Origin of the sequence: Serratia sp. ME47 (assembly GCF_903970925.1) — a bacterium.
In the GTDB taxonomy this organism is placed as follows: domain Bacteria; phylum Pseudomonadota; class Gammaproteobacteria; order Enterobacterales; family Enterobacteriaceae; genus Serratia; species Serratia ureilytica.
In genome coordinates this window covers 224,937-247,175 of record NZ_CAJCKE010000004.1, presented here as the reverse complement: position 1 = coordinate 247,175, position 22,239 = coordinate 224,937, and the positions used below count along the sequence as shown (strand labels likewise).

Sequence of the window (22,239 nt, the reverse complement as noted above, 5' to 3'; positions counted from 1 at the left end):
GCCGTTGGGCGGTTTTTTGCGTCTTATTTGAACCCGCCGCTGCGGATGAAGTCGAGACCGGCGGCGGTGATCCGCGTTTGGTGCGGATCGATATCATAGTTGTTCTCGTCGATGTCGCTCATCACGTAGGCCTGTATCAGCCCCTTGGTTTTGAGATAGGCGAAGGGATCCGCGAAGGCGTGCGGGCTGGTGGCGTCCTGCTTCCACAATTCGTAAGTTTTCTCATCCAGCGTGCCGGGATGATTGGCGGCCAGTCGGGTCAGGATCTGATTGTAGAACACATAGTCGGTCATGATGCGGTCCTCTTTATCGCGAGCGACAGTCTCGGAAAATGACGTAACGTCTATCAATCATAGCCGATGTTTGCTCGCCGCCTGCGTTATCGCGAATCCAGGTTATCCACGCTGGCTTTCGAACCAGTGAAACAGACGCGAAATGGTGAGGCTGAGATCGCCGATGTTGAAGAGCGCGCCGAGCCACAGGGTTAGCATAACCAGGATGCCGATGATGACGGGAAGATCCATTTTGCCCATGAGAATGTTTTGCAGAGGTGACGGTGCCACAAGGGTAACACCGTTTTCCGGCAGGATAAAATGTGCCGCCGTTATTTCGATTGTGCCGCTGCGGAATGGCGAAGGCCGGCCATCAGGATGACCGGCCGGGTTTCAACAGCCTATCTTGCCGCCAAACGATCAGGCATAGTGGCGGGCGATATGCTCGGCGGTGGCGATCGTCGTCACATTAGTGGCGACGGAGGGCACGTCGGGGAAAATTGAGGCGTCGACAACCCGAAGCCCGTGCACGCCGTGCACGCGGCCCTGAAGGTCAACGACCGCCTTCGGGTTGCCGGCATTCCCCATTGGCGCGGAGGAGGTCGGGTGATGATAGGTATCCAACGTCGCCGTCATCGAGGCCAGAATGGCCTCGTCGCTGTCTGCGGCGGGCGCAAGCTCGCTGTGGATAAGCGTAGACAGCGGGGCGGTTTGCCCTATTTTTCGCGCCAGTTTAACCCCCTCCAGCAAGCGAACACGGTCGCTCTCTTGCGCCAGGAAGTTAAGGTCAATGTGAGGGGCTGCCATTGGATCGCGGCTTTCCAGCCAGATGCGTCCGGTGGATTTCGGCCGGGTCAGCGCCACCGCCAGGACAAAACCGACGCCGGTGGGGCTTTGGTCATGTGGGAACAGATGCGTCGCGGTAATGTGCAGATCGAGCTCCCCCGGTTCCGCCCGGCTGCTGCGGGTCCACAGCTTGGCGCCGATAACCGGCGATTGGCTGCCGATGACGTCGGGGCGGGCTGCGTAGGCATTGTAATAAAAAGGGTGATCGACCAGGTTTTCACCGACGGGCAAATCGGCGACGACGGGGATCCCCAGACGCTTCGACTGTTGCGCAGGCGCAATGCCGGATCGCATCAAAACGGCGGCGCTGCCGTAGGTTCCGGCGCTCAGGATCACTTCAGCGGCATGGATTTCTTCGCCACTGGCCAGGCGAACGCCGATCGCGCGCTGCCCGTCAAATATCACGCGGTCGACCAGCGTATCGGCACGCAGGGTGAGATTGTCTCTGGCGCGCGTTTTCTCATCCAGATAGGCCATGCCGGTGTTAACGCGCACACCGTTGACGATATTCATCGGGTAGGGGCCGACGCCATTCGCTGAAGGGCCGTCAAAATCGTCGATGGCGTCATAGCCGTTGGCGCGCGTGGCGGCGACGAAAGCGCGTTGCATTGGCGTGATGTCATCCAATGTGAGTTGCACGACGGGGAAAGGACCGCTATCGCCATGGATTGCGCGGTCGTGCAGGCCATGACGAGTCTCCAGTTTTTTGAAGGAGGGCAGCAGATCCTGATAGCGCCATCCCGGCAGATCCCAGCGTTTGAAATCTTCCGGGCGGGCGCGGATCGCCACGGCGCCGTTGACGCCAGAACTGCCGCCCAGGACTTTACCGCGGATGGCGCCGATCGCGTGGCTGACATAGCCGGGTTCTGTCCGGTATCCCCATTCGAATTCCGGGTCGCCATTGGCGCCGAGCACGTCGCTGTTCGCGATGAGGCGCGGATAATCGTAGGGCGCGTAACTGTGCCCGGCCTCTATCAGCAGGACCCGGCGCGCCGGGTTTTCGCTGAGGCGAGCCGCCATCACCGCGCCGGCGGAACCGCCGCCGACGATGATCACGTCGAAGGTGGATGGCTCGCTGGCGCGTTGGGCCGGTTGTGTTTGCGCCGCCGACGCGGAACTCGATGCGCAAGCGCTGAGCGTGGCGGCGGCTGAAACGGCCAGCGTTTGGGATATCAGCTGACGGCGTGACAGGTCTTTCATGGCGTAGTCTCCAGAGCGGTCGGAAGGTGTGTTCTGCAGACTAAAACCCGGAGATAAAAGCGACAAGCGGGCGAAATTCGAACCTGCTGTTCGCGTTCTGCGAACCTTTCAGGTTGACGTCAGGAAAGGGGACAGCGCGGTTTCCCAACTGGGCGTAGGGCCAATGTGCTCACTCAGAAAGTCCACCAGCGCCTTGATCTTGGGGGATGCCCGTTTTGAACGGCGATAGACGGCGGAAATGTCGCCGCCGTCGGGTGAATAGGCGGCCAGCACAATGCGCAGTTCCCCTGCGCGTATCGCGTCGGCGGCGATAAATGCGGGCAGGATGGCGAGGCCCAAACCGGCTTTCGCCGCCGCCAGCAGGTGAAAAGCATTATCGGTGCGCAGGCGTTTGCCGATACGAAACGATCGGATCTCGCCTTCGATGGGGAGTTGCAGCATGCCGGTCGGCTCGCGGTGAATATACAGCAACCCCTGATGCTGTTGCAGGTGTTGCGGGTGCGTCGGCGTGCCTTGACGCGCAAGATAGGCTGGGCTGGCGCAAATCAAGTGACGGTTGACGCAGATGCGCTGCGCGATCAGGTCGGAATCCGCCAAGGCGCCGATACGGATGGCGACGTCGAAATTTTCCTGATTCAGATTGGCCAGGCGATCGCTGTACTCCACGTCCAGATTGAGGTTCGGGTATTGTTCCATAAAGGCGGATAACAGCGGCGCCAGATAGCGGATGCTGAACGCCATCGGCGCGGTTAACCGCAATGGGCCCTGCAGTTGGCCGTGCAGTGTTCGCACCGACTCTTCGGCATCGCTCACTTCGCTTAATATGAGAACGGCGCGCTGATAGAACAGATGGCCGGCGTCGGTCAACCCAAGCGTTTTCCCGCGTTCGAACAGCACAGTCCCAAGGCGCGTCTCCAACTGCTGGATGCGTTTGCTGACCACCGACTTGGTGGTGCCCAAGCGGCGGGCGGCGGCGCTGATGTTGGCGGCCTCGACCACGGCGATATAGGTCGCCATCTCCTGAAACTGATTCATTCATCTCTCCTTCGGTATCCGCCGGGTCAAGTTACCACTCTGTGCACGCCAGGCAAAAAAAACCACCCGGGCGGGTGGCTTTTGTCTTTCAGCGCCGATCAGTCCAGTTTGGGGTGCTGGTCGATCAGGATCTGTTTTTTCTTTTCCAGTTCGGCGATCTGCGCGTTGATGTCCTCGACTTTCTGTTCGATGTTGTCGTAGGTTTCCTGCAGCAGCTCTTTTGCCTCGGAGCGGTCAGAGGCGGCCGGCGTCGCGCCGCGTAGCGGCTTGTTGGCGGTTTCTTTCATGTACAGACCGGTGATAAGACCGATCACCGCAACAACCATCAGGTAGTAGGCCGGCATGTACAGGTTGCCGGTTGCTTCCACCAGCCAGGCGGCAACGGTCGGCGTCGCACCGGCGATCAGTACCGAAATGTTGAACGAAATCGCCAGCGCGCTGTAGCGAATGTGCGTCGGGAACATCGCCGGCAGGATGGAGGCCATCACCCCGGTGAAGGAGTTGAGCAGCACCGCCAGCACCAGCAGGCCGACGAAAATCAGGCCGATGACGTTGCTGTTGATCAGAATGAAGCACGGGATCGCCAAGGCCAACAGGCCGATGCTGCCGCCGATGATAAACGGCTTACGGCCGATGCGGTCACTGGTCAGGCCGATCACCGGCTGCACGAACAGCATGCCGATCATGATGGCGATGATGATCAGAACGCCGTGATCTTCCGAGTAGTGCAGGTTATGCGACAGGTAGCTCGGCATGTAAGTCAGCAGCATGTAATAGGTCACGTTGGTGGAAATCACGATACCCACGCACACCAGCAAACTTTTCCAGTGTTTGGCCGCGATCTCTTTGAACGAGGTCTTTGGCGGATTCTCGATGGCGTTGCGATCCTCTTTCTCCATCTTGTCCACGTGCTGCTGGAACGCCGGGGTTTCTTCCAGCGCATGGCGCAGGTAGAGACCGATCAGGCCCAGCGGCGCGGCGATGAAGAACGGGATACGCCAGCCCCAGTCGAGGAAGTTGGCTTCGCCGACGATACTGGAGATCAGCACCACTACGCCTGCGCCCATCACAAAGCCGGCGATGGAGCCGAAGTCCAGCCAGCTGCCCATAAAGCCGCGTTTGCGGTCCGGTGAGTATTCGGCGACGAAGATCGCCGCCCCGGAATATTCACCGCCGACGGAGAAGCCTTGCGCCAGTTTGGCCAGCAGCAGCAGGATCGGCGCCCAGATGCCGATCGACGCATAGGACGGGATCAGGCCGATACAGAAGGTGCTGACCGCCATGATGATAATGGTGACTGAGAGCACTTTTTGACGGCCGAACTTGTCGCCCATGGCGCCGAAGAACAGACCGCCGAGCGGACGCACCAGGAAGGGGACGGAGAAGGTCGCCAGCGCGGCGATCATTTGTACGCCGGGAGAGGCGCCGGGGAAGAAGACCTGGCCAAGCGCATAGGCGACAAAGCCGTATACGCCGAAGTCGAACCACTCCATTGCGTTGCCGAGGGCCGCGGCGGTAATGGCCTTCTTGAGTTTGCTGTCATCGATGATGGTGATGTCGTTAATGTGCATCGGTTTATGTCGTTTTTTTCTTAACTTCATATAATCATCCCTTAATGAATTATTCGTTGTTCGTGAAAGCGTAATCTCCGTTCACTGTTGTTTTCGAGTTATCAAATCGGCTAATCGAATCGCGGTTCAAGACGATTCATTATCCACATTTAAGTTGAGATGTGGATCACAAAATAGCGTCGCTCATGCCGATGTTATGTCATTTAGGTGACTAATTATTTTGCATCTATAGCTTAACGTTATATCTTGCGGCGATCAAATCCAGCAGTTTAACTTAAGTATTTGCACCGATTTGGTGCGAGAATGGTCTGATAATTGTGCGATATGACGATTTTTCGGCTGATTGATGGTGTTTCCAGTATAGAGAATACGGGAGATAAAACAGGAAAAATTGATGTGTTCGCCGCTAAAAAAGCGCCTGGCCGGGTGGCCAGGCCGCTGAGATTACGGCGCCGATGAACCGCCGAATTCGAGATAGATTTTCGCCAGATTCTGGTACTGCGCGAAACGGTTTTCATCCACCGCCAGTTCCGCCTGACGGCGTTGTTCCTGAGCGTTCAGCCAGTCGGTAATGGTGACGGCGCCCTGTCGATAACGCACCTCGTTCAACCGCTCCGATTTACGCGCCAACGCCAGTGAGGCGCGCAACTGCGTCTCCTGCGCCAGCAGCTGCGTGCGCAGTGACAGCGCGTTGTTCACATCGCCCATCGCTTTGTACAGCGCCTGCTTGAAGGCCAGAACTTGCTGTTCATAGTCGTTGCGGGCGATCTTGATCTCCACGCCCATTTGCCGCCACTGCAGGAACGGCAGCGTCAGGCCGGCGCCGAGGCTGCCCGTCGGGTTGCGCAGGAATTCCAGCAGCGCGCTGCTGCTGGCGCCCAGTGAACCGGTCAGGCTGAACGCGGGATAGTATTGCAGACGTTTTTCATCGACGTTGGCCAGGGCGGCGCGCAACCGCAGCTCTTGAGCGCTGAGATCCGGGCGACGGCTCAGGACGCTGGCGGGAATGCCGGTGTTGATCTGCGGCATCGCCGTCGTCGGCAGGCGCGCGGGCGCGATGGTGGCCTGGCCTGATGGCGCGCCCAGCAGCACCGCCTGTTCGTTCAGCGCCTGTTGACGATCGTGTTGTAACGCCACCAGGCTGCGTTCCTGAGTCAGCAAGTTTTGTTCCGCATTCACTACGTCCAGCGCCGAGATGCTGCCGGCCTGATAACGGGCGTTGGCCAGCCGCAGCGTCGTTTTGGCATAGGCGATGCTCGCCTGGCTGACGCTGATTTGTTGATTGAGAAAACCGATGCGCCAGTAGTTGGTGGCGGCGTCGGCCAACAGCTTCAGGCGCGCCGCCTGCAGATCCTGCACGGAAGCCTGGCTGCTCCACTCGGCCGCGTCGCGTTGGCGCGCCAGCTTGCCCCACAGATCGACCTCATAGCTGGTGGTGAGCGACGCGTTGCTGGTTTTATTCCACGCGGAGGACTCGGACAGCGGGCGATTAATGCTGCTGCCTAATGAGGCGCTGACGCCGGGCGCGGTGCTGATGCCGACGCGTTCCGCCTCGAGCCGTGCGCGGTAAACGCGCAGCACGGCGGCGGCCAGATCGTTATTGCTCGCCATCACCTGTTGCAGCCAACGGTCGAGCTCGGGATCGTGGAAATCGCGCCAGTCGAACGGCGTCGGCGCGGCGTTGTCGGCAGCGTATTGCCACCCCGCAGGATAGTTGACCTGCGGCGCCCGGTAGTCGCTTTTCAGGGCATTGCCGCAGCCGGCGGTGAGCAGGGCGGCGAGGCTTAACGCCAGGGGAGATAAAATTTTCATGGGTTACTCGCTGGCCAATGAAACGACCGGATCCATCCTTGCCGCTTTGCGGGCGGGGAGATAACCGAAGATCATGCCGATTAAGGTTGAACAGAAAAATGCCGTGGCGGCGGCTTGCCAGGAATAGATGGCGGTGAACATGCCGCCCGCCAGCGAGGTGAACAGCGACCCGGCGGCGAACGACAGCGCGATGCCCAAAGCGCCGCCGATCAGACAGACCAGCACCGCCTCTATCATGAACTGTTGCATGATGTCGCTGCGCCGCGCGCCGACCGCCATGCGCACGCCGATTTCGTGGGTGCGTTCGGTCACCGAGACCAGCATGATGTTCATCACGCCCAGGCTGCCGATCACCAGCGCGATGGACGCCACCATCAGGATCAGCAGGCTGAAAGTCATTGACGTGCGTTCGATGGACTTTCGGATTTTATCGAAGTTGTACAAACGGAAATCTTTTACGCCATGGCGTTGGGTCAACAGCTGTGTGATAGCGGTGACCGCCGATTCGCTGGCGACATTGTCCTTTAGCCGAACGGTGATGCCGCTGAGCGTCGGTTTGCCTACCATGCGATACATCACCGTGCTGTAGGGCATCCAAACAGTAATGCGATTGGGCGCGTAGTTGCGATTGCTTTTCGCCACACCGATCACTCGGGCCGGCACCGAGCCGAGAAACACGATCTGGCCGAGCGGCTCGACGCCGAAATCGCCGAACAGCGCCTGGCGCGCATTGTCGTCGATGATCACTTCCTGCAGCGCATTACGATCGTCGCGGAAAGTCACGCCTTGTAACAGCTCGACGCCGTTAACGCGGAAATAGTCGCGCCCGACGCCGGTGATCGAGGCGGTGGCGGATTTGCTGCGAAAACGGATGCTGTCGGAAGCGTCTACTTCCGGGCTGACGCTGTCGACGAAGCTTTGCTGCGCCAGCGCGTCGGCATCGGCCGGCACCAGGGTGCGGATGCTGTCGATGGCGTCGTCGAAGAAATCGCGGCCCGGATAGATGCTTACCACGTTAGTGCCGAGATCTTTGAGGTTTTCCAGCGTGCGCTGTTTGGCGCCTTCGCCCAGCGCCACTACCGTGACCACGGCGGCGATGCCGAAGATGATGCCGGTCATGGTCAGCGCGGTGCGCAGACGATGAGCGTTCATCGCTTTCAGCGCCATGTGCAGCGATTCGCGGGTGCGGTCAATCAGGCGTTGCCAGCCGCTTTGCCGGCTGCGGTGCGGCGGCGGCAACGATGAGCCGGACGCCGACTTGCGGCCGCTGTCAGCGATGATCTTGCCGTCTTGCAGTTCGATGACGCGCTGCGCATGTTGCGCCACTTTCATATCGTGGGTGACGATCACCACGGTGTGGCCGCGCTGATTCAGTTCGCTCAGGATCGCCAGCACTTCCTGGCCGGATTGGGTGTCCAGCGCGCCGGTCGGTTCGTCCGCCAGGATGATCTCACCGCCGTTGATCAGGGAGCGGGCGATGCTGACGCGCTGCTGTTGGCCGCCGGAAAGCTGGCCGGGCTTGTGGTCTTCGCGTCCCTCAAGCCCCAACCGCGCCAGCAATTGCGCCGCCCGCTGCCGACGCTGATCGCGCCGGGCGTTGGCGTAGATGGCCGGGATTTCGACGTTGCCCAGCGCGCTGAGATCGGGCATCAGGTGATAGCGCTGGAAGATAAAACCGATATGTTCGCGGCGCAGGCGGGCCAATTCGTCCGGCGACAGGTGGGCGGCGTTTTGGCCGCTGATGTAGTAATCGCCGCGATCCGGCACGTCGAGGCAGCCCATGATGTTCATCAGCGTCGATTTGCCGGAGCCGGAGGCGCCGATGATCGCCACCAGCTCGCCGGCGGCGATGGTCAGATCGATATCTTTCAACACCGTTAACGCTTGACCGCCGTTGGTGTACGTTCGGCTGATGCCTTTTAGTTCGATGATCGCGTTCACAGGAAGATGCCATCCTCAGCCGATTTGGCGGCGGGCTGCGACAGCACCACGGTTTCACCGGCTTTCAGGCCGCTGAGGATCTGAATGTCGACATTGTTGGTGATGCCGGTGGTCACTTTGCGCGTTTCCAACCGCTGGTCCTGGGTCAGCACCTGCACCTGCTGCTCTTTGCCATCGATTTTATGCACCGCCTGGATCGGCACCAGCAGGGTGTTCTTCGCGTCGCCGAGCAGCAAGGACACCTGCGCGGTCATGGCGATGCGCAGGCGGTTTTCCGGGTTTGGCACGTCCAGCAGCGCGTTGTAATAGACCGAGGCGTTCGAGGTGCCGGAGCCGGAAGCGGAGCTGGTGCCGGCGAGCGAGTCGTCTTTCATCACCGATTCCGGTGCCAGCTCGATGGTGCGCAGCGTGGCGTCGTAGCGCTTATCCGGATCGGAGAAAATAGTGAAGTAAGCCTTTTGTCCCGGCGAAATGCGGGTGATGTCGGCTTCGGAGATCTGCGCCTTAATGGTCATCATATCCAGCCGCGCCAGCTTGACGATGGTCGGCGCACTTTGGCTGGAGTTGACCGTTTGTCCCTGCTGCGTGACCACGGCGATAACAATGCCGTCCATCGGCGCAACCACGCGGGTATAGCCCAGATCGATTTTTTTCTTCTCGACTTCGATCTGCGATTGCACCAACTGCGCATTGAGCGCCTGCAGATCGGCGCGAGTGGTGGCGAGCGAGGCTTCGGCGGTCTCGAAGTCTTCCCGAGAACTGGCTTCGTCGTTCAGCATGCGGCGCTGGCGTTTGAAACGCGACTCCGCCTGTTTCAGCAAGGCCTGTTTGGCTAACATATTGGCTTTGACTACGTTCAGCGCCGCTTCGGCGTTGCGCAGATCGTTGCGCTGTTGCAGATCGTCGATGTCGGCGATCGGTTGCCCTTTGGTGACGCGATCGCCCAGCTTGACCTTCAGCGATTTGACTTCGCCGGAGACGCGGGCGCCGACGTTGACGCGTTCGATGGCATCCAGCCGCCCGGTGGCCAGCACGGCGTTTTCGATATCGCCCAGGCGGGCCGGCGCGGTAACGTAATCCTGCTGCGGCGGGCGTTGCCAAAAGATGGCCAGCGCGACGGCGACGGCGATGAAAACGATGGCGGCGATCAACGCCAGACGGCGGGAGGGGAGTTTCAGTGATGACATACCCAGGTTTTCCATAACGATAAAAGCGGCGGTTCCAGTCTGCCATCATGGCAGCGCCAGCTTGAACTGGCGCTAAACGTGAGGCGCTTTCCCGCTGGAAAGGGGATAGTAAAGGCTTTCCCGTTAAAGATCACGGTGAGTTATTATCCGCCGGGTGTGCAACCGGCTGCGTTGGGCGTTATACTGGGTAAAAAACCAGTATTCATTCATCAGCAGGATAATGCCACCGCCATGATGCCAAACCGCCTCGAGCCAGAACTCGACATTTATCAATACCCGGAGCACCTGCGCGCCTGCCTGGCGCCGTTGCCTAAAGGGCCGGGCGTGTATGTGTTTCACGGTCAAAGCGAGAGCCTGCCGCTTTACATCGGTAAAAGCGTCAATATACGCAGCCGGGTGATGGCGCACTTCCGCGCGCAGGACGAGGCTAAAATGCTGCGCCAAACCCGACGCATCAGCTTTATCGAGACCGCCGGCGAGTTGGGCGCATTGCTGCTGGAGGCGCAGTTGATCAAACAACAACAGCCGCTGTTCAACAAACGTCTGCGGCGCTCGAAACAGCTGTGCGCGCTGCGCTTGCAGGCTGATGCGGTGACGATTGCTCACGCCAAAGAGATCGACTTCGCCGTCACGCCCCATCTCTACGGGCTGTTTGCCAATCGCCACGCCGCGCTGGAAAAGCTGCGCGCCATCGCCGACGAGCATCGTTTATGTTACGGCAAGCTGGGGATCGACAAGCTGCCGGCGGGGCGAGCCTGTTTCCGCTACAGCCTGCGCAAGTGCGCGGGCGCCTGCTGTGGCGTGGAGTCGGCGCAGGAGCATGCGCTGCGGCTCAGCGCGGCGCTTGAGCAGCTGCGCATCGCCTGTTGGCCGTTCGCCGGGCGCGTGGCGCTGGAGGAGCAGGGCGAGACGCTGCGTCAGTACCATGTGATTCACAATTGGTTTTATCTGGGCTCGGTCGGCAATCTGGCGCAGGCGGAGCGGCTACAGAGCGCGGCCAGCCATTTCGACAGCGATGGCTACAAGATTTTGTGCAAGCCGCTTATCGCCGGCGATTACCCGATTATTGAGCTGCCGTAAGGCCATAACGCTGGCGATAACCTAAGACTTATCCGTAAAATCAGGGCATTATGCTAAAAAAGCTTGAGTCCATAATGTTGTTATGGATAATAACGCCCCGAAGCGAAGGAACGCGCTATTAACTCAGTTGGCAGAGTGATTGGTTTTATAATGGCTTGTTTTGGCTTGAAAATTGATAGACGCGGGTTCGAGTCCTGCATAGCGCGCCAGCTTTCTTTCACTTCATCTCATCGCGCTTACCGTAAAGCGCACCCGGGTTGATTTGCACTATCGGCTCCTCGTTGGGATTTTCGGGTGTGCTTTACCGTAACCGCTGGCTTTCCTTCCTCTTTCTCTCTCGATCCTTTGCTAAACTGTAATCAGGCAGGTTTGCTGCCCGGCAACAGGAGGTCGATATGTCCCACTCCGAGCAACTGCAGGAACTCTTGCAACGCGTCGCCGCCCTCGAGGCGAGAGAGAAGGCGCTGACCGCCGCGTCCAACGCTTACCAGGCGATTATCACCACCATGTTGGGCAATATGGAGAAGACTGAACGGGATCGCATCATCGCGATGATCGATCAGGCCCATGAAATCGCCTACGCCCGCGCCATTCAACGCAGCAACGAACCGCAAAAGCAGAAAATCAAACAGGCCGACGACGTAGCCCAGCGCATGTTCATGTTTGCGCAAGGCAAAGCCGCTCAACCGCGCTGAATCCGAACTATAACAGTTGCCGCCATTAAGTTGGTTAACTGATCTACCCGGCAAAACTGTACTTGTGTTACTTTTAGCGGTGAGATTTGATGGCAATGCTGTTTCCAGCATAAGGTTGTAACGATGGACGCGATTAAAAGCATCTTGGTTAAAGAGATTGAACAGATCAATCGGCGCGAAGGGCGCGACGGCAAGCCGCGCTTCAACAGCGAATTCGCCCGCACTCACCGCTATTTGTGCCTTGCCATGTTCGCCGGTTACTTCGCGGTGATCGCCGTGATGTATCAGGTGCCGTACATGGGGATGTATGCCTTCCTCGGCTTCACCGCCTTTGTGCTGTTCATGTTCGCCATGCTGCTGATAGAGATCCGGCCGGTCTACCGCTTCGAGGACATCGGGGTGCTGGACCTGCGGGTGTGCTATAACGGTGAGTGGTACTTCACCCGCGCGCTGTCGCCTTATGCGGTGCAGCAGTTGCTGGATGAGCCGTCCATCGGCGCCGCGTTGAAACAGAAGATGCGGGTGATCATCGGCAACAAGGGCGAAATCGACTTCTACGACGTGTACGACATGGCCTACGGAAAAAAGCCGCAGGATGAGCCATCGCAGCTGGCGGCGGCAAACTGAAAGGTTTCCGGCCGGCGGCTTGTCGATTATACTCAGCGTTTGAACGCGAAGCAGAATGAGGACCAAGCGATGAGTGATGATATTTTCGATTTTGATATCGATGCCGAACTGGCGAAAGCCGAAGAAAAAGCGGCGCAGAAGGTAAAAGAGGTCCCTGAATTCCTCGAAGACGAAGCGGACTGCGAAGGTTGCAAGATCTGATCGCCTGACCCATAAAAAAACCGCCGCGGCGGTTTTTTTTATCTCTGAGCGTCCTCGGTATCAGTCCAGCATGAATCCCCAGATGAGGAACGCCGCCACCAGAATCAGGCAAAGCGCGGACACCGTCACCAGTATTTTCCCCAGAATGTCTTTTTCTTGTTCCCGCTGCGTCACGTTGAAATTATCCAATTAAAAGTCTATGGACCAAACCGGCGATGCTGAGATCGAGCGCCGCTACGCCCAGCGCCATAATCATCATCACCGAAAGAAATCGAGTCTTGCCGTTCACATCCCTAATCCCCGTTGGTGCCGCTGTTAAATTGTTTTTATATCAAACGGATATAATTCAGCGACGCCGTACTTCATGCATCATGATAGTGATTAAGAACGTTCTTAAGGCCAGAAGTTCCCTCATCTGATAACGCGGCCGCGTTAGTCGGTCACGATCCTGACGCCTATCTTGCTGACCTGATTGCCCTCCATTTCGGCAATGGTCCAGGTCAGGCCGTCCCATTCCACCTGGTCGCCGATCACCGGTTCACCGCCGATCAGCTGAATGACGAACTGCCCCAGCGTCTGTTGCTCGTCGACATCGTCTTGCAGATTGAGGCCATAAACCTGCGAGATGTCGCTTAAACGGGCGTCGGATTGCAGGATAAAGTCGCCGAAGAAGCGTTCGTCGAGCGTCACGGCCGGCGCTTGGCTAAACAGTTTGCCGAGGATCGGCAGATCGTGCTCATGGCCGATAACGCACAGGATATCGTTCTCGCGCAGCCGGGTACTGCCGCTAGGGTGCAGCAGCTCTTTGCCGCGGAACAGGGCGGCGATGCGGGTATTGGGCGGCATTTTCAGCTCGCGCAGCGCGGCACCGACGCACCAGTTTTCCGCCGAAAGCTGATACACAAACTGTTCCCACTGGTTTTCCGGGTGCACGTCCAGCCCAACGCGGGAGATCGGCGTCAGCGCCGGCGGCACGATCACCTTGGCCTTTTTGGCGGCGAACGACAGCGTGGTGCCTTGCAGCAGCAGGGAGACCAGCACCACGAAGAACGCCACGTTAAAGAACAGCTGGGCGTTGGGCAGCCCGGCCATCATCGGGAACACCGCCAGGATCACCGGTACCGCGCCGCGCAGGCCAACCCAGGAAATAAAGCCGCGTTCGCGCAGGGTAAAGCTGCGGAACGGCAGCAGGCCGATAAACACCGACAGCGGGCGTGCGAACAGGATCATCCACAGCGACAGCAGCAGGGCAGGGATGGCGATCGGCAGCAGCTCATGCGGGTTGAGCAGCAGGCCGAGCACCAGGAACATGCCGATCTGGCTGAGCCATGCCAGGCCATCGAAGGTTTGCACGATGCCGTGACGGTTGCGAATTGGACGGTTGCCCAGCAGCAGGCCGCACAGGTACACCGCCAGAATGCCGCTGCCGTCCAGCGCGGTGGTCAGCGCGAAAATAAGAATGCCGCCGCTTACCGCCAGCAGTGGGTAGAGGCCGTCCGCCAGCTTGATGTGGTTAATCAGCGTCAGCAGCAGCCAGCCGCCGCCGAGACCGAAGACGATGCCCATGCCGAACTGCTGCATCAGATGCAGCGGGAAGGTCCAGCTCAGCGCGGTTTCCCCGGCGGCGATCATCGCAATCAGCGTGATGGTGAGAAATACCGCCATAGGATCGTTGCTACCGGACTCGATCTCCAGCGTGGCGCTGACGCGTTCGTTCAGCCCTTTGCCGCCCAGCAGCGAGAATACCGCGGCGGCGTCGGTAGAACCGATGATGGCGCCGATCAGCAACCCCTGCAGCAGATCGAGATTGAACAGCCAGGCGGCGGCCATGCCGGTCAGGCCGGCGGTGATCACCACGCCGACAGTGGCGAGAGACAGTGCCGGCCACAGCGCCACGCGGAACGAGCTGACCCGGGTGCGCATGCCGCCGTCGAGCAGGATCACCGCCAACGCGAGGTTGCTGACCAGATAAGCGACCGGATAATTGCTGAAGACGATGCCACCGGGGCCGTCAACGCCGGCCAGCATGCCGATCGCGAGGAAGATCACCAGGATCGGAATGCCGAGCCGGGAAGAAAATGAGCTGAGCAGAATGCTTGCCCCCACCAGCACGGCACCGATGACGAACAAGCTGTTAATGGTGCTGGCATCCAAAATATCGTTCTCCTGAGGCTGGGGGATAGGGGGCACTGCGCGTATTTCGATGATAACGTGTTTAGTGGGTAAAACGCCAAGGCTGATTGCGAAAACAATCGATCAATTATTACCCTTTGGTGCGATTAAACTAAGAAAGTGAGGGGAAGGGGTGAAGTTCTGCCTTTTATCCAACATTATCAGGCTGCTGTATTTTGGTTTTGGCAACAATGTCGGGTTTGCACGGCGGGAAAAACCATTAAACCCGCGCAGGCAGGCTTAATGGTTTGCAGGCGCGGTAGGGTTAATGGTCGAGCGATTCCAGCGACCGTTTGATCAGCTCGGTGGCCAGTTTGCGTTCCGCTTCGGAAATGCCGTCGAGATTGAAGTTGGAGAGCTCAGCGACCAAAACGCTGCGTTCTTTACCGCTGATCGAAGCATCCAGCGCGGACAGCAACCTGCTGAGGATCTTCAGCAGGGTGGCGTTTTCCGCTACGGCTTCCTGAGCCTGGGTGTTTTTATCGGTCATTCAAAATCCTCTCTGTCGTGACGGAAGGGAGAGACAGGTAACGCCATCGAATCAATCAAGCGATCGCGCAGCCCTTCGGGGGTTGAGCCCAATCACTACCGTAAGGCAGGGATCCGGATTTCTACTTATGCATTACAGTTATAACGGCCAGGTTATCTATGCCGCCGTATCACTTTGCCTTAACGGACGACGTCAAGCTGAACAATGTGTGCTCTGTGTGACATGGGGAAGAAGACGCAACCGGCAGGTTGCGCCATCAAGTATAGTGTCAGGAACAGCGGGCAGGGGCGGCGAAACCGCCCTCAGGAGATTTTTTCTTTTTGCAGATGGCTATTGAAGCGAGGACGCTCCAACAGAAAATTGAGATGCAGGCGCTGTATCAGCAGATAAGCGATAATGGGCGCGATCAAGCCAACCAGAGTGCCGAGGATCGCATGCGCCGGCCAATTGCTGACGTGCAGAAACTTGGTCAGTATGATGCGTAAACCGCTGGTGGCGAGGATATGCATCAGATAGATCACCATGCTCAATTCACCGAGTCGGCGCAGCCAGGAAAGCTTCGTTTTAGCCAACATAACCGATAGGGTGACGATGAAGAAGATGGCTTCAACCGCCAGTATCAGGGATAAACTTCCTGCATCGGTATACAGCAAGCCGGAATAGCCGTGGAATCCCCATTGCAGCGCGATAAACGCGAACAGGGAAGCCAACAGCGAGCCAAAGCCCAGATTGGCGATGTGAGAAGCGTAACGAACGGCCAAAGCGCCAAGCAGGAAGAAGATCAAGAACCGGGTGATGTAATCGAAATGGAAGGCTTTGGTGAGGTTATCTTGGTAGAGATACAGCCCCATGCTGATGACGATCAACACCGGCAGAAGATAACGGTATGCATCTTTGCTATACAGTAAAGTTGCTAACACAAAGACCATAAACAAGGCATACAAGAACCAAAACTGCGCGCGAGGATGCGTAAACAGCGCCAGGACATCGCCGAGGCTCGAAGGATTATTGGTGTAACGTGACAATAAGACCTCCACCAAGCCTTGCAGCAGCGACCAGATCACGTAGGGGTAGACGATGGTATCGATCTTGCTGATGACGAAGCGAGTTTTGCCCTTTCTCTCCAGCGACTGCGTAAAAAACAAACCTGAAAGGAAGAAAAACAGCGGCATATGGAAGCTGTAGATAACGCTGTCTGTCAGTTGATAGAACGAGCCGGGAAGTTGAATGCCTGCGCTGTATAGACCGCGGTTGACGTGGCCGAAAACCACGAGAATGATGCCGATCCCTTTTGCATAATCGACCCATGCTTCTCTCATATGTGTACCTTGCCCAGAAAGTAACGCAACTAATTTATAAGTATCAATAGTGAGCGTAACAGGCAGTTGCCGTTTTGCAATGCGTCCCAGGGATTAGGATTAATATTAGGAAAATGCTCAGGGTGCTGCCGATGCCGCAGCGGTAATGGAAGGGATCATAACATTGATGCGGTTAATTTCTGGGCGATAATTCATCACCCAGAAATGGCGTAAGGCCTTATTGCGGCTTGCCGGAGAACAGGAAGCGCAGCACCGGGATGCGTTTGTGCAGCTCATATAAAGCGAAGGCCAGCGAGAACACAAACAGCAGGCCCAGCAAGAACCCCAACAGGTTGTTGCCGATATAAGGCGTCACGAAAGCGCCATATATCAGGGTCAACGGATGGTGCACCAGATATATAAACAGCGAGGCGTTGACCAGATAGGTGATGCGCGGCGAGTGATAATTCAGCAGGTTATGCCCGAAAGAGAACACCACATTGGTCATCAGGATCCCCATTAGGGTTTTGATCACCACTTCCAGCTCGAACATATAGCTGCTGTGCGCCAACAGTTTCTGGTTCAGCATATATGCGATAAACAGCAGCAGCGAACCGAGCAGCGCCAGCGGCGAACGGCGCAGAAAAATCTCTTTAAGCCACACATACTTAAACGCATAGGCGCCGAGGATGAAGAACGGCAGGTAGAACATCGTCTCCATCACCACGAAATTGAACAGGCCATTGGATAATAGCTGTGGCGCGAAAATTAAAATAATACGGTGCGCGGCCGAATAGCATACCGCATAAATAAAGAAACACAGTGAGATGTTTCCTAATCCACGCATTCTGTTGATTAACGCTGGAATAGGCTCGCGGGTTTGACGCTTGATTTTGCGGAACAGATAAAAGCAGGCGAAGGTTAACAATGACAGGGTCAATAAGAACCACAGATGAGACACCAATTCCCAAACTGTTACATTTATTTTCTGATAGAGAGAAAACTCGTCCCAGCCGTTTAATTTATCGGTGAAATATTTCAGCATGAAAAATTGCGGCACCGTAATTAGCGGGATGGAGCTCAACAGCGGGATCGCCACTCGCTCCAGCCTGACCTTCAGCCACTGATGGCGCTCGTAACGCTCGTAGAGCATGTAGGAGAAGTAGCCGGAAATCACGAAGAACACCTGCATGCGGAAGGCGTGGATGAAGTCGTTCAGCACCGTGAGTGAGAAGGAGGGCGACGCGCTGTTCACCGCCCAGGCGTGGCTGGAATAAATCAGGGAAAGGTGAAACGGAATGCCGAGCAGCATCAAATAGGCTCGGATCGAATCGAGGAAAAACTCGCGCTGTTTGCTGCCTTTAGTCATAGATTACCGCTGGTGATTTAATCGGGTGCTCATTAACACGCTTAATAAGTCGTCAAACGTTAAATTGTTATCCGGAACCCTACTATAGCCCCTCGCATTTTTCCATAGCGTCTTGTTGCGCGGCTTGCTACGCTGATGCTCCATCAGCTGCTTAAACAATGAGCCGTAAACATGAACCATCCATTTATCATGTTGTCGGAAAGCTGAGTAATCCATTAATATGGATTTAAATGATTTGAGCACACGAATAGGGGGGGATGTGCTAGTTAATATATTATCCGGACAACCACGCGCCGCGAGCGTTCGTTGGTTAGGTGCTACCGTATTGTTCACGCTGTTCAGTTCGCCGGCATGGGCCTTTTCTATTGATGATGTGGCCAAGCAGGCGCAGGATCTGGCTGCGAAAGGTTTCGAAGCCCCGAAGAGCAACCTTCCTTCTCAGTTCCGCGAGATGAAGTTCGCAGACTATCAGCAGATTCAGTTCAATCACGATAAAGCCTATTGGAGCAAGCTGAAAACCCCTTTCAAGCTTGAGTTTTATCATCAGGGGATGTATTTCGATACGCCGGTGAAAATCAACGAAGTCACCTCTACCAGCGTAAAACAGATCAAGTACAGCCCGGATTACTTCAACTTCGGCTCGGTCAAACACGATCCTGAATCAGTGAAGAACCTCGGCTTTGCCGGCTTCAAGGTGCTCTACCCGATCAACAGCGCCGACAAAAACGATGAGATTATGAGCCTGCTGGGCGCGAGCTATTTCCGCGTGGTGGGTAAAGGGCAGGTTTACGGGCTTTCCGCTCGTGGCCTGGCTATCGATACCGCTTTGCCTTCCGGCGAAGAGTTCCCGCGTTTCCGCGAATTCTGGGTTGAGCGTCCGAAGCAGGGCGACAAACACCTGGTGATCTACGCGCTGCTGGATTCCCCGCGCGCCACCGGCGCTTACCGTTTCACGGTGATCCCGGGCCGTGACACCACCGTGGACGTCGAGTCCAAAGTGTTCCTGCGCGATAAGGTGGGCAAATTGGGCCTGGCGCCGCTGACCAGCATGTTCCTGTTCGGGCCGAACCAGCCGTCGCCGACGCTGAACTACCGCCCGGCGCTGCACGATTCCAACGGTCTGTCTATCCATGCCGGCAACGGCGAGTGGATCTGGCGTCCGCTGAACAATCCTAAACACCTGTCCGTCAGCACCTATACCGTTGAGAATCCGAAAGGCTTCGGTCTGCTGCAGCGCGGTCGCAACTTCAAAGAGTACGAAGATCTGGACGATCGTTACGATCTGCGCCCGAGCGCCTGGATCGAACCGAAGGGCGACTGGGGCAAAGGCAAGGTCGAGCTGGTGGAGATCCCAACGGCGGATGAAACCAACGACAACATCGTCGCGTTCTGGACGCCGGATACCTTGCCGGAAGCCAAAAAACCGCTGACGCTGAGCTACCGTCTGAACTTCACCCGCGATGAAGACAAACTGCATTCGCAAGACATCGCCTATGTGGCGCGGACCATGCGTTCGACCGGTGACGTGAAGCAGTCCAACCTGATCCGCGAGCCTGACGGCAGCGTTGCCTTCCTGGTCGATTTCGTCGGCCCGGTGCTGAAAGCGCTGGACGCCAATACGCCGGTCGCTTCTCAGATCAGCATCGGCGACAACGGTGAAATGGTAGAAAACAACGTCCGCTATAACCCAGTGACCAAAGGCTGGCGCCTGACGGTGCGTCTGAAAGTGAAAGACGACAAGAAGCCGGTAGAAATGCGCGCGGCGCTGGTCAATGGCGATAAGACACTGTCGGAAACCTGGAGCTATCAGCTACCTGCCAATGAATAAGCCTACTCAACCCGCCCAGGATTATCTTGCGGCGCTGCCTCTGACCGCCGAGCGGTCGGAGGCGCTTACCCCTAAAACGGCGGATGACGCTCAGGCTCTGGAGGCGCTCCATCGGCAGATGGGCGCCGCCGACGCCAACGTCAATAGCCTGTCGGCGGATGACGTTGCGCTGGCCTCGGTCAAACCGCGCATCGAAAGCGCCTGGCCGGATGCGGTCAGCGATGACGACTTCGATACCGACGCCGAAGGGCGCGCCATTCTGAAGGCGACGCCGCCGATCAAACGCACCACCATGTTCCCGGAAGCCTGGCGCACCAACCCGGTGGCGCGCTTCTGGGATTCTCTGCTGGGGCGGTCGCCGCACAATCGGCACGCCACCAAAGAGGAGGCCGAGGCCGAGAACCGCTGGCGTACCGTCGGCTCCATGCGCCGCTATGTGCTGCTGGTGCTGATGCTGGTGCAAACCGGCATCGCCACCTGGTACATGAAAACCATCTTGCCTTACCAGGGCTGGGCGCTGATCGATCCTATCGCCATGCTGGACCAGGATCTGATGCAGTCGGTGCTGCAGCTGCTGCCATATGTGCTGCAAACCGGCATTCTGATCCTGTTCGCCGTGCTGTTCTGCTGGGTCTCGGCCGGTTTCTGGACCGCGCTGATGGGCTTCCTGCAGCTGCTGATCGGCAAGGACAAATACAGCATTTCCTCCACCATCAAGGGCGATGAGCCGATCAACCCGGCGCACCGCACCGCGCTGATCATGCCGATCTGCAACGAAGACGTCGAACGCGTGTTCGCCGGCCTGCGCGCGACCTATGAGTCCGTCGCCGCGACCGGTCAGCTTGAACACTTCGATATCTACGTGCTGAGCGACAGCTACGATCCGGACATCTGCGTGGCGGAGCAAAAGGCGTGGATGGAGCTGTGCCGCGATGTCGACGGCCACGGCCGCATCTTCTATCGCCGCCGCCGCCGCCGCGTCAAACGCAAGAGCGGCAACATCGACGACTTCTGCCGTCGCTGGGGCGGTGAGTACAGCTACATGGTTATCCTGGATGCCGACAGCGTGATGAGCGGCGAATGCCTCACCGGGCTGGTGCGCCTGATGGAAGCCAACCCGAACGCCGGCATCATCCAGTCCGCGCCGAAGGCGTCCGGCATGGATACCCTGTACGCGCGCGTGCAGCAGTTCGCTACCCGCGTTTACGGGCCGCTGTTTACCGCCGGTCTGCATTTCTGGCAGCTGGGCGAGTCGCACTACTGGGGCCATAACGCCATCATCCGCGTGAAGCCGTTTATCGAGCACTGTGCGCTGGCGCCGCTGCCGGGCGAGGGCTCCTTCGCCGGTTCTATCTTGTCGCACGACTTCGTTGAAGCGGCGCTGATGCGCCGCGCCGGCTGGGGCGTGTGGATCGCTTACGATCTGCCGGGCAGTTACGAAGAGCTGCCGCCGAACCTGCTGGACGAGCTGAAACGCGACCGTCGCTGGTGCCACGGCAACCTGATGAACTTCCGCCTGTTCCTGGTGAAGGGCATGCACCCGGTGCACCGTGCGGTGTTCCTCACCGGCGTGATGTCCTACCTGTCGGCGCCGCTGTGGTTCATGTTCCTGGCGCTCTCCACCGCATTGCAGGTGGTGCATACCCTGATGGAGCCGCAATACTTCCTGCAGCCGCGGCAGCTGTTCCCGGTCTGGCCGCAGTGGCGGCCCGAGCTGGCGATAGCGCTGTTCTCCACCACGCTGGTGCTGCTGTTCCTGCCGAAGCTGCTCAGCATCGTGCTGATCTGGGCCAAGGGCGCGAAAGAGTACGGCGGCGCGTTCCGTTTGTTCATTTCGATGCTGATGGAAATGCTGTTCTCGGTGCTGTTGGCGCCGGTGCGCATGCTGTTCCATACCGTGTTCGTGGTGAGTGCCTTCCTCGGTTGGGAAGTGGTGTGGAATTCGCCGCAGCGTGACGACGACGACACGCCGTGGGGCGAAGCGTTCCGCCGCCATGGCTCGCAGATGTTGCTGGGCCTGGTGTGGGCCGGCGGCATGGCGTGGCTGGATCTGCGTTTCCTGTGGTGGCTGTCGCCAATCGTGTTCTCGCTGATCCTGTCGCCGTTCGTGTCGGTGCTGTCGAGCCGCGCGACGCTGGGCATGAAAAGCAAACGCGCCAAGCTGTTCCTGATCCCGGAAGAGTACAATCCGCCGCGTGAGCTGCTGGCGACGGAAGAGTACCTGCATCTCAACCGTAACCGGGCGTTGACCAACGGCTTTATGCACGCGGTGGTCAACCCGTCCTTCAACGCGTTGGCGACGGCGCTGGCGACGGCGCGTCACCACCTGCGCGCGACGCTCGATCGCAATCGCGAGGAGCGGGTGAACGAAGCGCTGCAGCTGGGGCCGGAGAAGCTGGTGAAGGGCAAGCGCCTGGAACTGCTGAGCGATCCGGTCACGCTGGCTCGTCTGCACCAGCGCGTCTGGCTGCTGCCGGAAGGCGCCGCCTGGCGTGAACACTACCAGCAGTTGCCGCACAACCCGCTGGCGCACCCAACGGGCCGGCGTTAATCGCTTAGCGGCAACGCTTAGACGGGGAATGCGCACGGCGCGTTCCCCGTTTTTTTTTACCTTT

General features: G+C 58.1%; 19 protein-coding genes and 1 tRNA gene. 7 read left to right on the top strand and 13 right to left on the bottom strand.

What is annotated here, in order from left to right:
- Positions 1 to 23: 23 nt before the first annotated feature.
- From H7A77_RS06875 to H7A77_RS06840, 8 genes are all read right to left on the bottom strand, one after another.
- The gene (locus tag H7A77_RS06875) at positions 24 to 293 is read right to left on the bottom strand and encodes a hypothetical protein (RefSeq protein ID WP_033642645.1); all 270 of its coding nucleotides are present in this window, start codon (positions 291 to 293) and stop codon (positions 24 to 26) included.
- Positions 294 to 395: 102 nt separating this feature from the next.
- Positions 396 to 563, bottom strand: coding sequence for a hypothetical protein (locus H7A77_RS06870; RefSeq protein ID WP_154219868.1), 168 nt, complete (start codon positions 561 to 563; stop codon positions 396 to 398).
- A gap of 129 nt (positions 564 to 692) precedes the next feature.
- Positions 693 to 2,318, bottom strand: coding sequence for a GMC family oxidoreductase (locus H7A77_RS06865; RefSeq protein ID WP_182073969.1), 1,626 nt, complete (start codon positions 2,316 to 2,318; stop codon positions 693 to 695).
- A 108-nt stretch (positions 2,319 to 2,426) separates the two neighbouring features.
- Positions 2,427 to 3,353, bottom strand: a complete 927-nt coding sequence (locus H7A77_RS06860; protein WP_182073968.1) for a LysR family transcriptional regulator — start codon at positions 3,351 to 3,353, stop codon at positions 2,427 to 2,429.
- 98 nt (positions 3,354 to 3,451) lie between these two features.
- Positions 3,452 to 4,954: a glycine betaine/L-proline transporter ProP gene (proP, locus tag H7A77_RS06855; protein ID WP_025302375.1), complete on the bottom strand. Its 1,503-nt coding sequence runs from the start codon at positions 4,952 to 4,954 to the stop codon at positions 3,452 to 3,454.
- 414 nt (positions 4,955 to 5,368) lie between these two features.
- Positions 5,369 to 6,736 carry a TolC family protein gene (locus H7A77_RS06850; RefSeq protein ID WP_169539529.1) on the bottom strand — a complete coding sequence of 456 codons (1,368 nt, stop codon included), beginning with the start codon at positions 6,734 to 6,736 and terminating at the stop codon, positions 5,369 to 5,371.
- A 3-nt stretch (positions 6,737 to 6,739) separates the two neighbouring features.
- Entirely contained in the window at positions 6,740 to 8,677 is a 1,938-nt protein-coding gene (locus H7A77_RS06845; RefSeq protein ID WP_042784175.1) for a MacB family efflux pump subunit, read from the bottom strand.
- Positions 8,674 to 9,879, bottom strand: a complete 1,206-nt coding sequence (locus tag H7A77_RS06840) for an efflux RND transporter periplasmic adaptor subunit (protein ID WP_080280844.1) — start codon at positions 9,877 to 9,879, stop codon at positions 8,674 to 8,676. The genes H7A77_RS06845 and H7A77_RS06840 overlap by 4 nt, the downstream gene beginning before the upstream one ends.
- Before the next feature lie 216 nt (positions 9,880 to 10,095).
- On the opposite strand from H7A77_RS06840, the gene cho reads away from it, so the two are divergent.
- The 5 genes from cho (at position 10,096) to H7A77_RS25570 (ending at position 12,467) form a co-directional block, all read left to right on the top strand.
- Positions 10,096 to 10,944: an excinuclease Cho gene (gene cho, locus H7A77_RS06835; protein ID WP_033650719.1), complete on the top strand. Its 849-nt coding sequence runs from the start codon at positions 10,096 to 10,098 to the stop codon at positions 10,942 to 10,944.
- 112 nt (positions 10,945 to 11,056) lie between these two features.
- Positions 11,057 to 11,153 (top strand) — tRNA-OTHER (locus tag H7A77_RS06830).
- Positions 11,154 to 11,339: 186 nt separating this feature from the next.
- A complete protein-coding gene (locus tag H7A77_RS06825) occupies positions 11,340 to 11,639 on the top strand; it encodes a sigma-S stabilization anti-adapter protein IraP (protein WP_033642650.1) in 300 nt (99 codons plus the stop codon).
- Between the two features lie 123 nt (positions 11,640 to 11,762).
- Complete coding sequence (locus tag H7A77_RS06820) at positions 11,763 to 12,266, top strand: YlaC family protein (RefSeq protein WP_047026308.1); 504 nt, start codon at positions 11,763 to 11,765, stop codon at positions 12,264 to 12,266.
- 69 nt (positions 12,267 to 12,335) lie between these two features.
- Positions 12,336 to 12,467 carry a hypothetical protein gene (locus H7A77_RS25570; protein ID WP_015377413.1) on the top strand — a complete coding sequence of 44 codons (132 nt, stop codon included), beginning with the start codon at positions 12,336 to 12,338 and terminating at the stop codon, positions 12,465 to 12,467.
- Positions 12,468 to 12,527: 60 nt separating this feature from the next.
- On the opposite strand, the gene H7A77_RS25565 is transcribed toward H7A77_RS25570, so the two are convergent.
- From H7A77_RS25565 to mdoC, 5 genes are all read right to left on the bottom strand, one after another.
- Complete coding sequence (locus H7A77_RS25565; protein WP_033642652.1) at positions 12,528 to 12,656, bottom strand: hypothetical protein; 129 nt, start codon at positions 12,654 to 12,656, stop codon at positions 12,528 to 12,530.
- A gap of 243 nt (positions 12,657 to 12,899) precedes the next feature.
- Entirely contained in the window at positions 12,900 to 14,621 is a 1,722-nt protein-coding gene (locus H7A77_RS06815) for a potassium/proton antiporter (protein ID WP_004927894.1), read from the bottom strand.
- 283 nt (positions 14,622 to 14,904) lie between these two features.
- Entirely contained in the window at positions 14,905 to 15,129 is a 225-nt protein-coding gene (locus tag H7A77_RS06810) for a hypothetical protein (protein WP_033642653.1), read from the bottom strand.
- A gap of 302 nt (positions 15,130 to 15,431) precedes the next feature.
- Positions 15,432 to 16,448, bottom strand: a complete 1,017-nt coding sequence (locus H7A77_RS06805; RefSeq protein WP_182073967.1) for an acyltransferase — start codon at positions 16,446 to 16,448, stop codon at positions 15,432 to 15,434.
- 217 nt (positions 16,449 to 16,665) lie between these two features.
- A complete protein-coding gene (gene mdoC / locus H7A77_RS06800) occupies positions 16,666 to 17,796 on the bottom strand; it encodes a glucans biosynthesis protein MdoC (RefSeq protein WP_042784177.1) in 1,131 nt (376 codons plus the stop codon).
- 259 nt (positions 17,797 to 18,055) lie between these two features.
- Between mdoC and mdoG the strand changes: the two genes are divergently transcribed.
- Both mdoG and mdoH read left to right on the top strand, forming a co-directional pair.
- Complete coding sequence (mdoG, locus tag H7A77_RS06795) at positions 18,056 to 19,624, top strand: glucans biosynthesis protein MdoG (protein WP_169539530.1); 1,569 nt, start codon at positions 18,056 to 18,058, stop codon at positions 19,622 to 19,624.
- The gene (gene mdoH, locus H7A77_RS06790) at positions 19,617 to 22,175 is read left to right on the top strand and encodes a glucans biosynthesis glucosyltransferase MdoH (RefSeq protein ID WP_033650723.1); all 2,559 of its coding nucleotides are present in this window, start codon (positions 19,617 to 19,619) and stop codon (positions 22,173 to 22,175) included. The genes mdoG and mdoH overlap by 8 nt, the downstream gene beginning before the upstream one ends.
- Positions 22,176 to 22,239: the final 64 nt, after the last annotated feature.

Coding starts and splice junctions, on each gene's coding strand:
- H7A77_RS06875 (WP_033642645.1), bottom strand. CDS start 293: ATGACCGACTATGTGTTCTACAATCAGATCCTGACCCGACTGGCCGCC.
- H7A77_RS06865 (WP_182073969.1), bottom strand. CDS start 2,318: ATGAAAGACCTGTCACGCCGTCAGCTGATATCCCAAACGCTGGCCGTT.
- H7A77_RS06860 (WP_182073968.1), bottom strand. CDS start 3,353: ATGAATCAGTTTCAGGAGATGGCGACCTATATCGCCGTGGTCGAGGCC.
- proP (WP_025302375.1), bottom strand. CDS start 4,954: ATGAAGTTAAGAAAAAAACGACATAAACCGATGCACATTAACGACATC.
- H7A77_RS06850 (WP_169539529.1), bottom strand. CDS start 6,736: ATGAAAATTTTATCTCCCCTGGCGTTAAGCCTCGCCGCCCTGCTCACC.
- H7A77_RS06840 (WP_080280844.1), bottom strand. CDS start 9,879: ATGGAAAACCTGGGTATGTCATCACTGAAACTCCCCTCCCGCCGTCTG.
- cho (WP_033650719.1), top strand. CDS start 10,096: ATGATGCCAAACCGCCTCGAGCCAGAACTCGACATTTATCAATACCCG.
- H7A77_RS06825 (WP_033642650.1), top strand. CDS start 11,340: ATGTCCCACTCCGAGCAACTGCAGGAACTCTTGCAACGCGTCGCCGCC.
- H7A77_RS06820 (WP_047026308.1), top strand. CDS start 11,763: ATGGACGCGATTAAAAGCATCTTGGTTAAAGAGATTGAACAGATCAAT.
- H7A77_RS25570 (WP_015377413.1), top strand. CDS start 12,336: ATGAGTGATGATATTTTCGATTTTGATATCGATGCCGAACTGGCGAAA.
- H7A77_RS06810 (WP_033642653.1), bottom strand. CDS start 15,129: ATGACCGATAAAAACACCCAGGCTCAGGAAGCCGTAGCGGAAAACGCC.
- H7A77_RS06805 (WP_182073967.1), bottom strand. CDS start 16,448: ATGAGAGAAGCATGGGTCGATTATGCAAAAGGGATCGGCATCATTCTC.
- mdoC (WP_042784177.1), bottom strand. CDS start 17,796: ATGACTAAAGGCAGCAAACAGCGCGAGTTTTTCCTCGATTCGATCCGA.
- mdoH (WP_033650723.1), top strand. CDS start 19,617: ATGAATAAGCCTACTCAACCCGCCCAGGATTATCTTGCGGCGCTGCCT.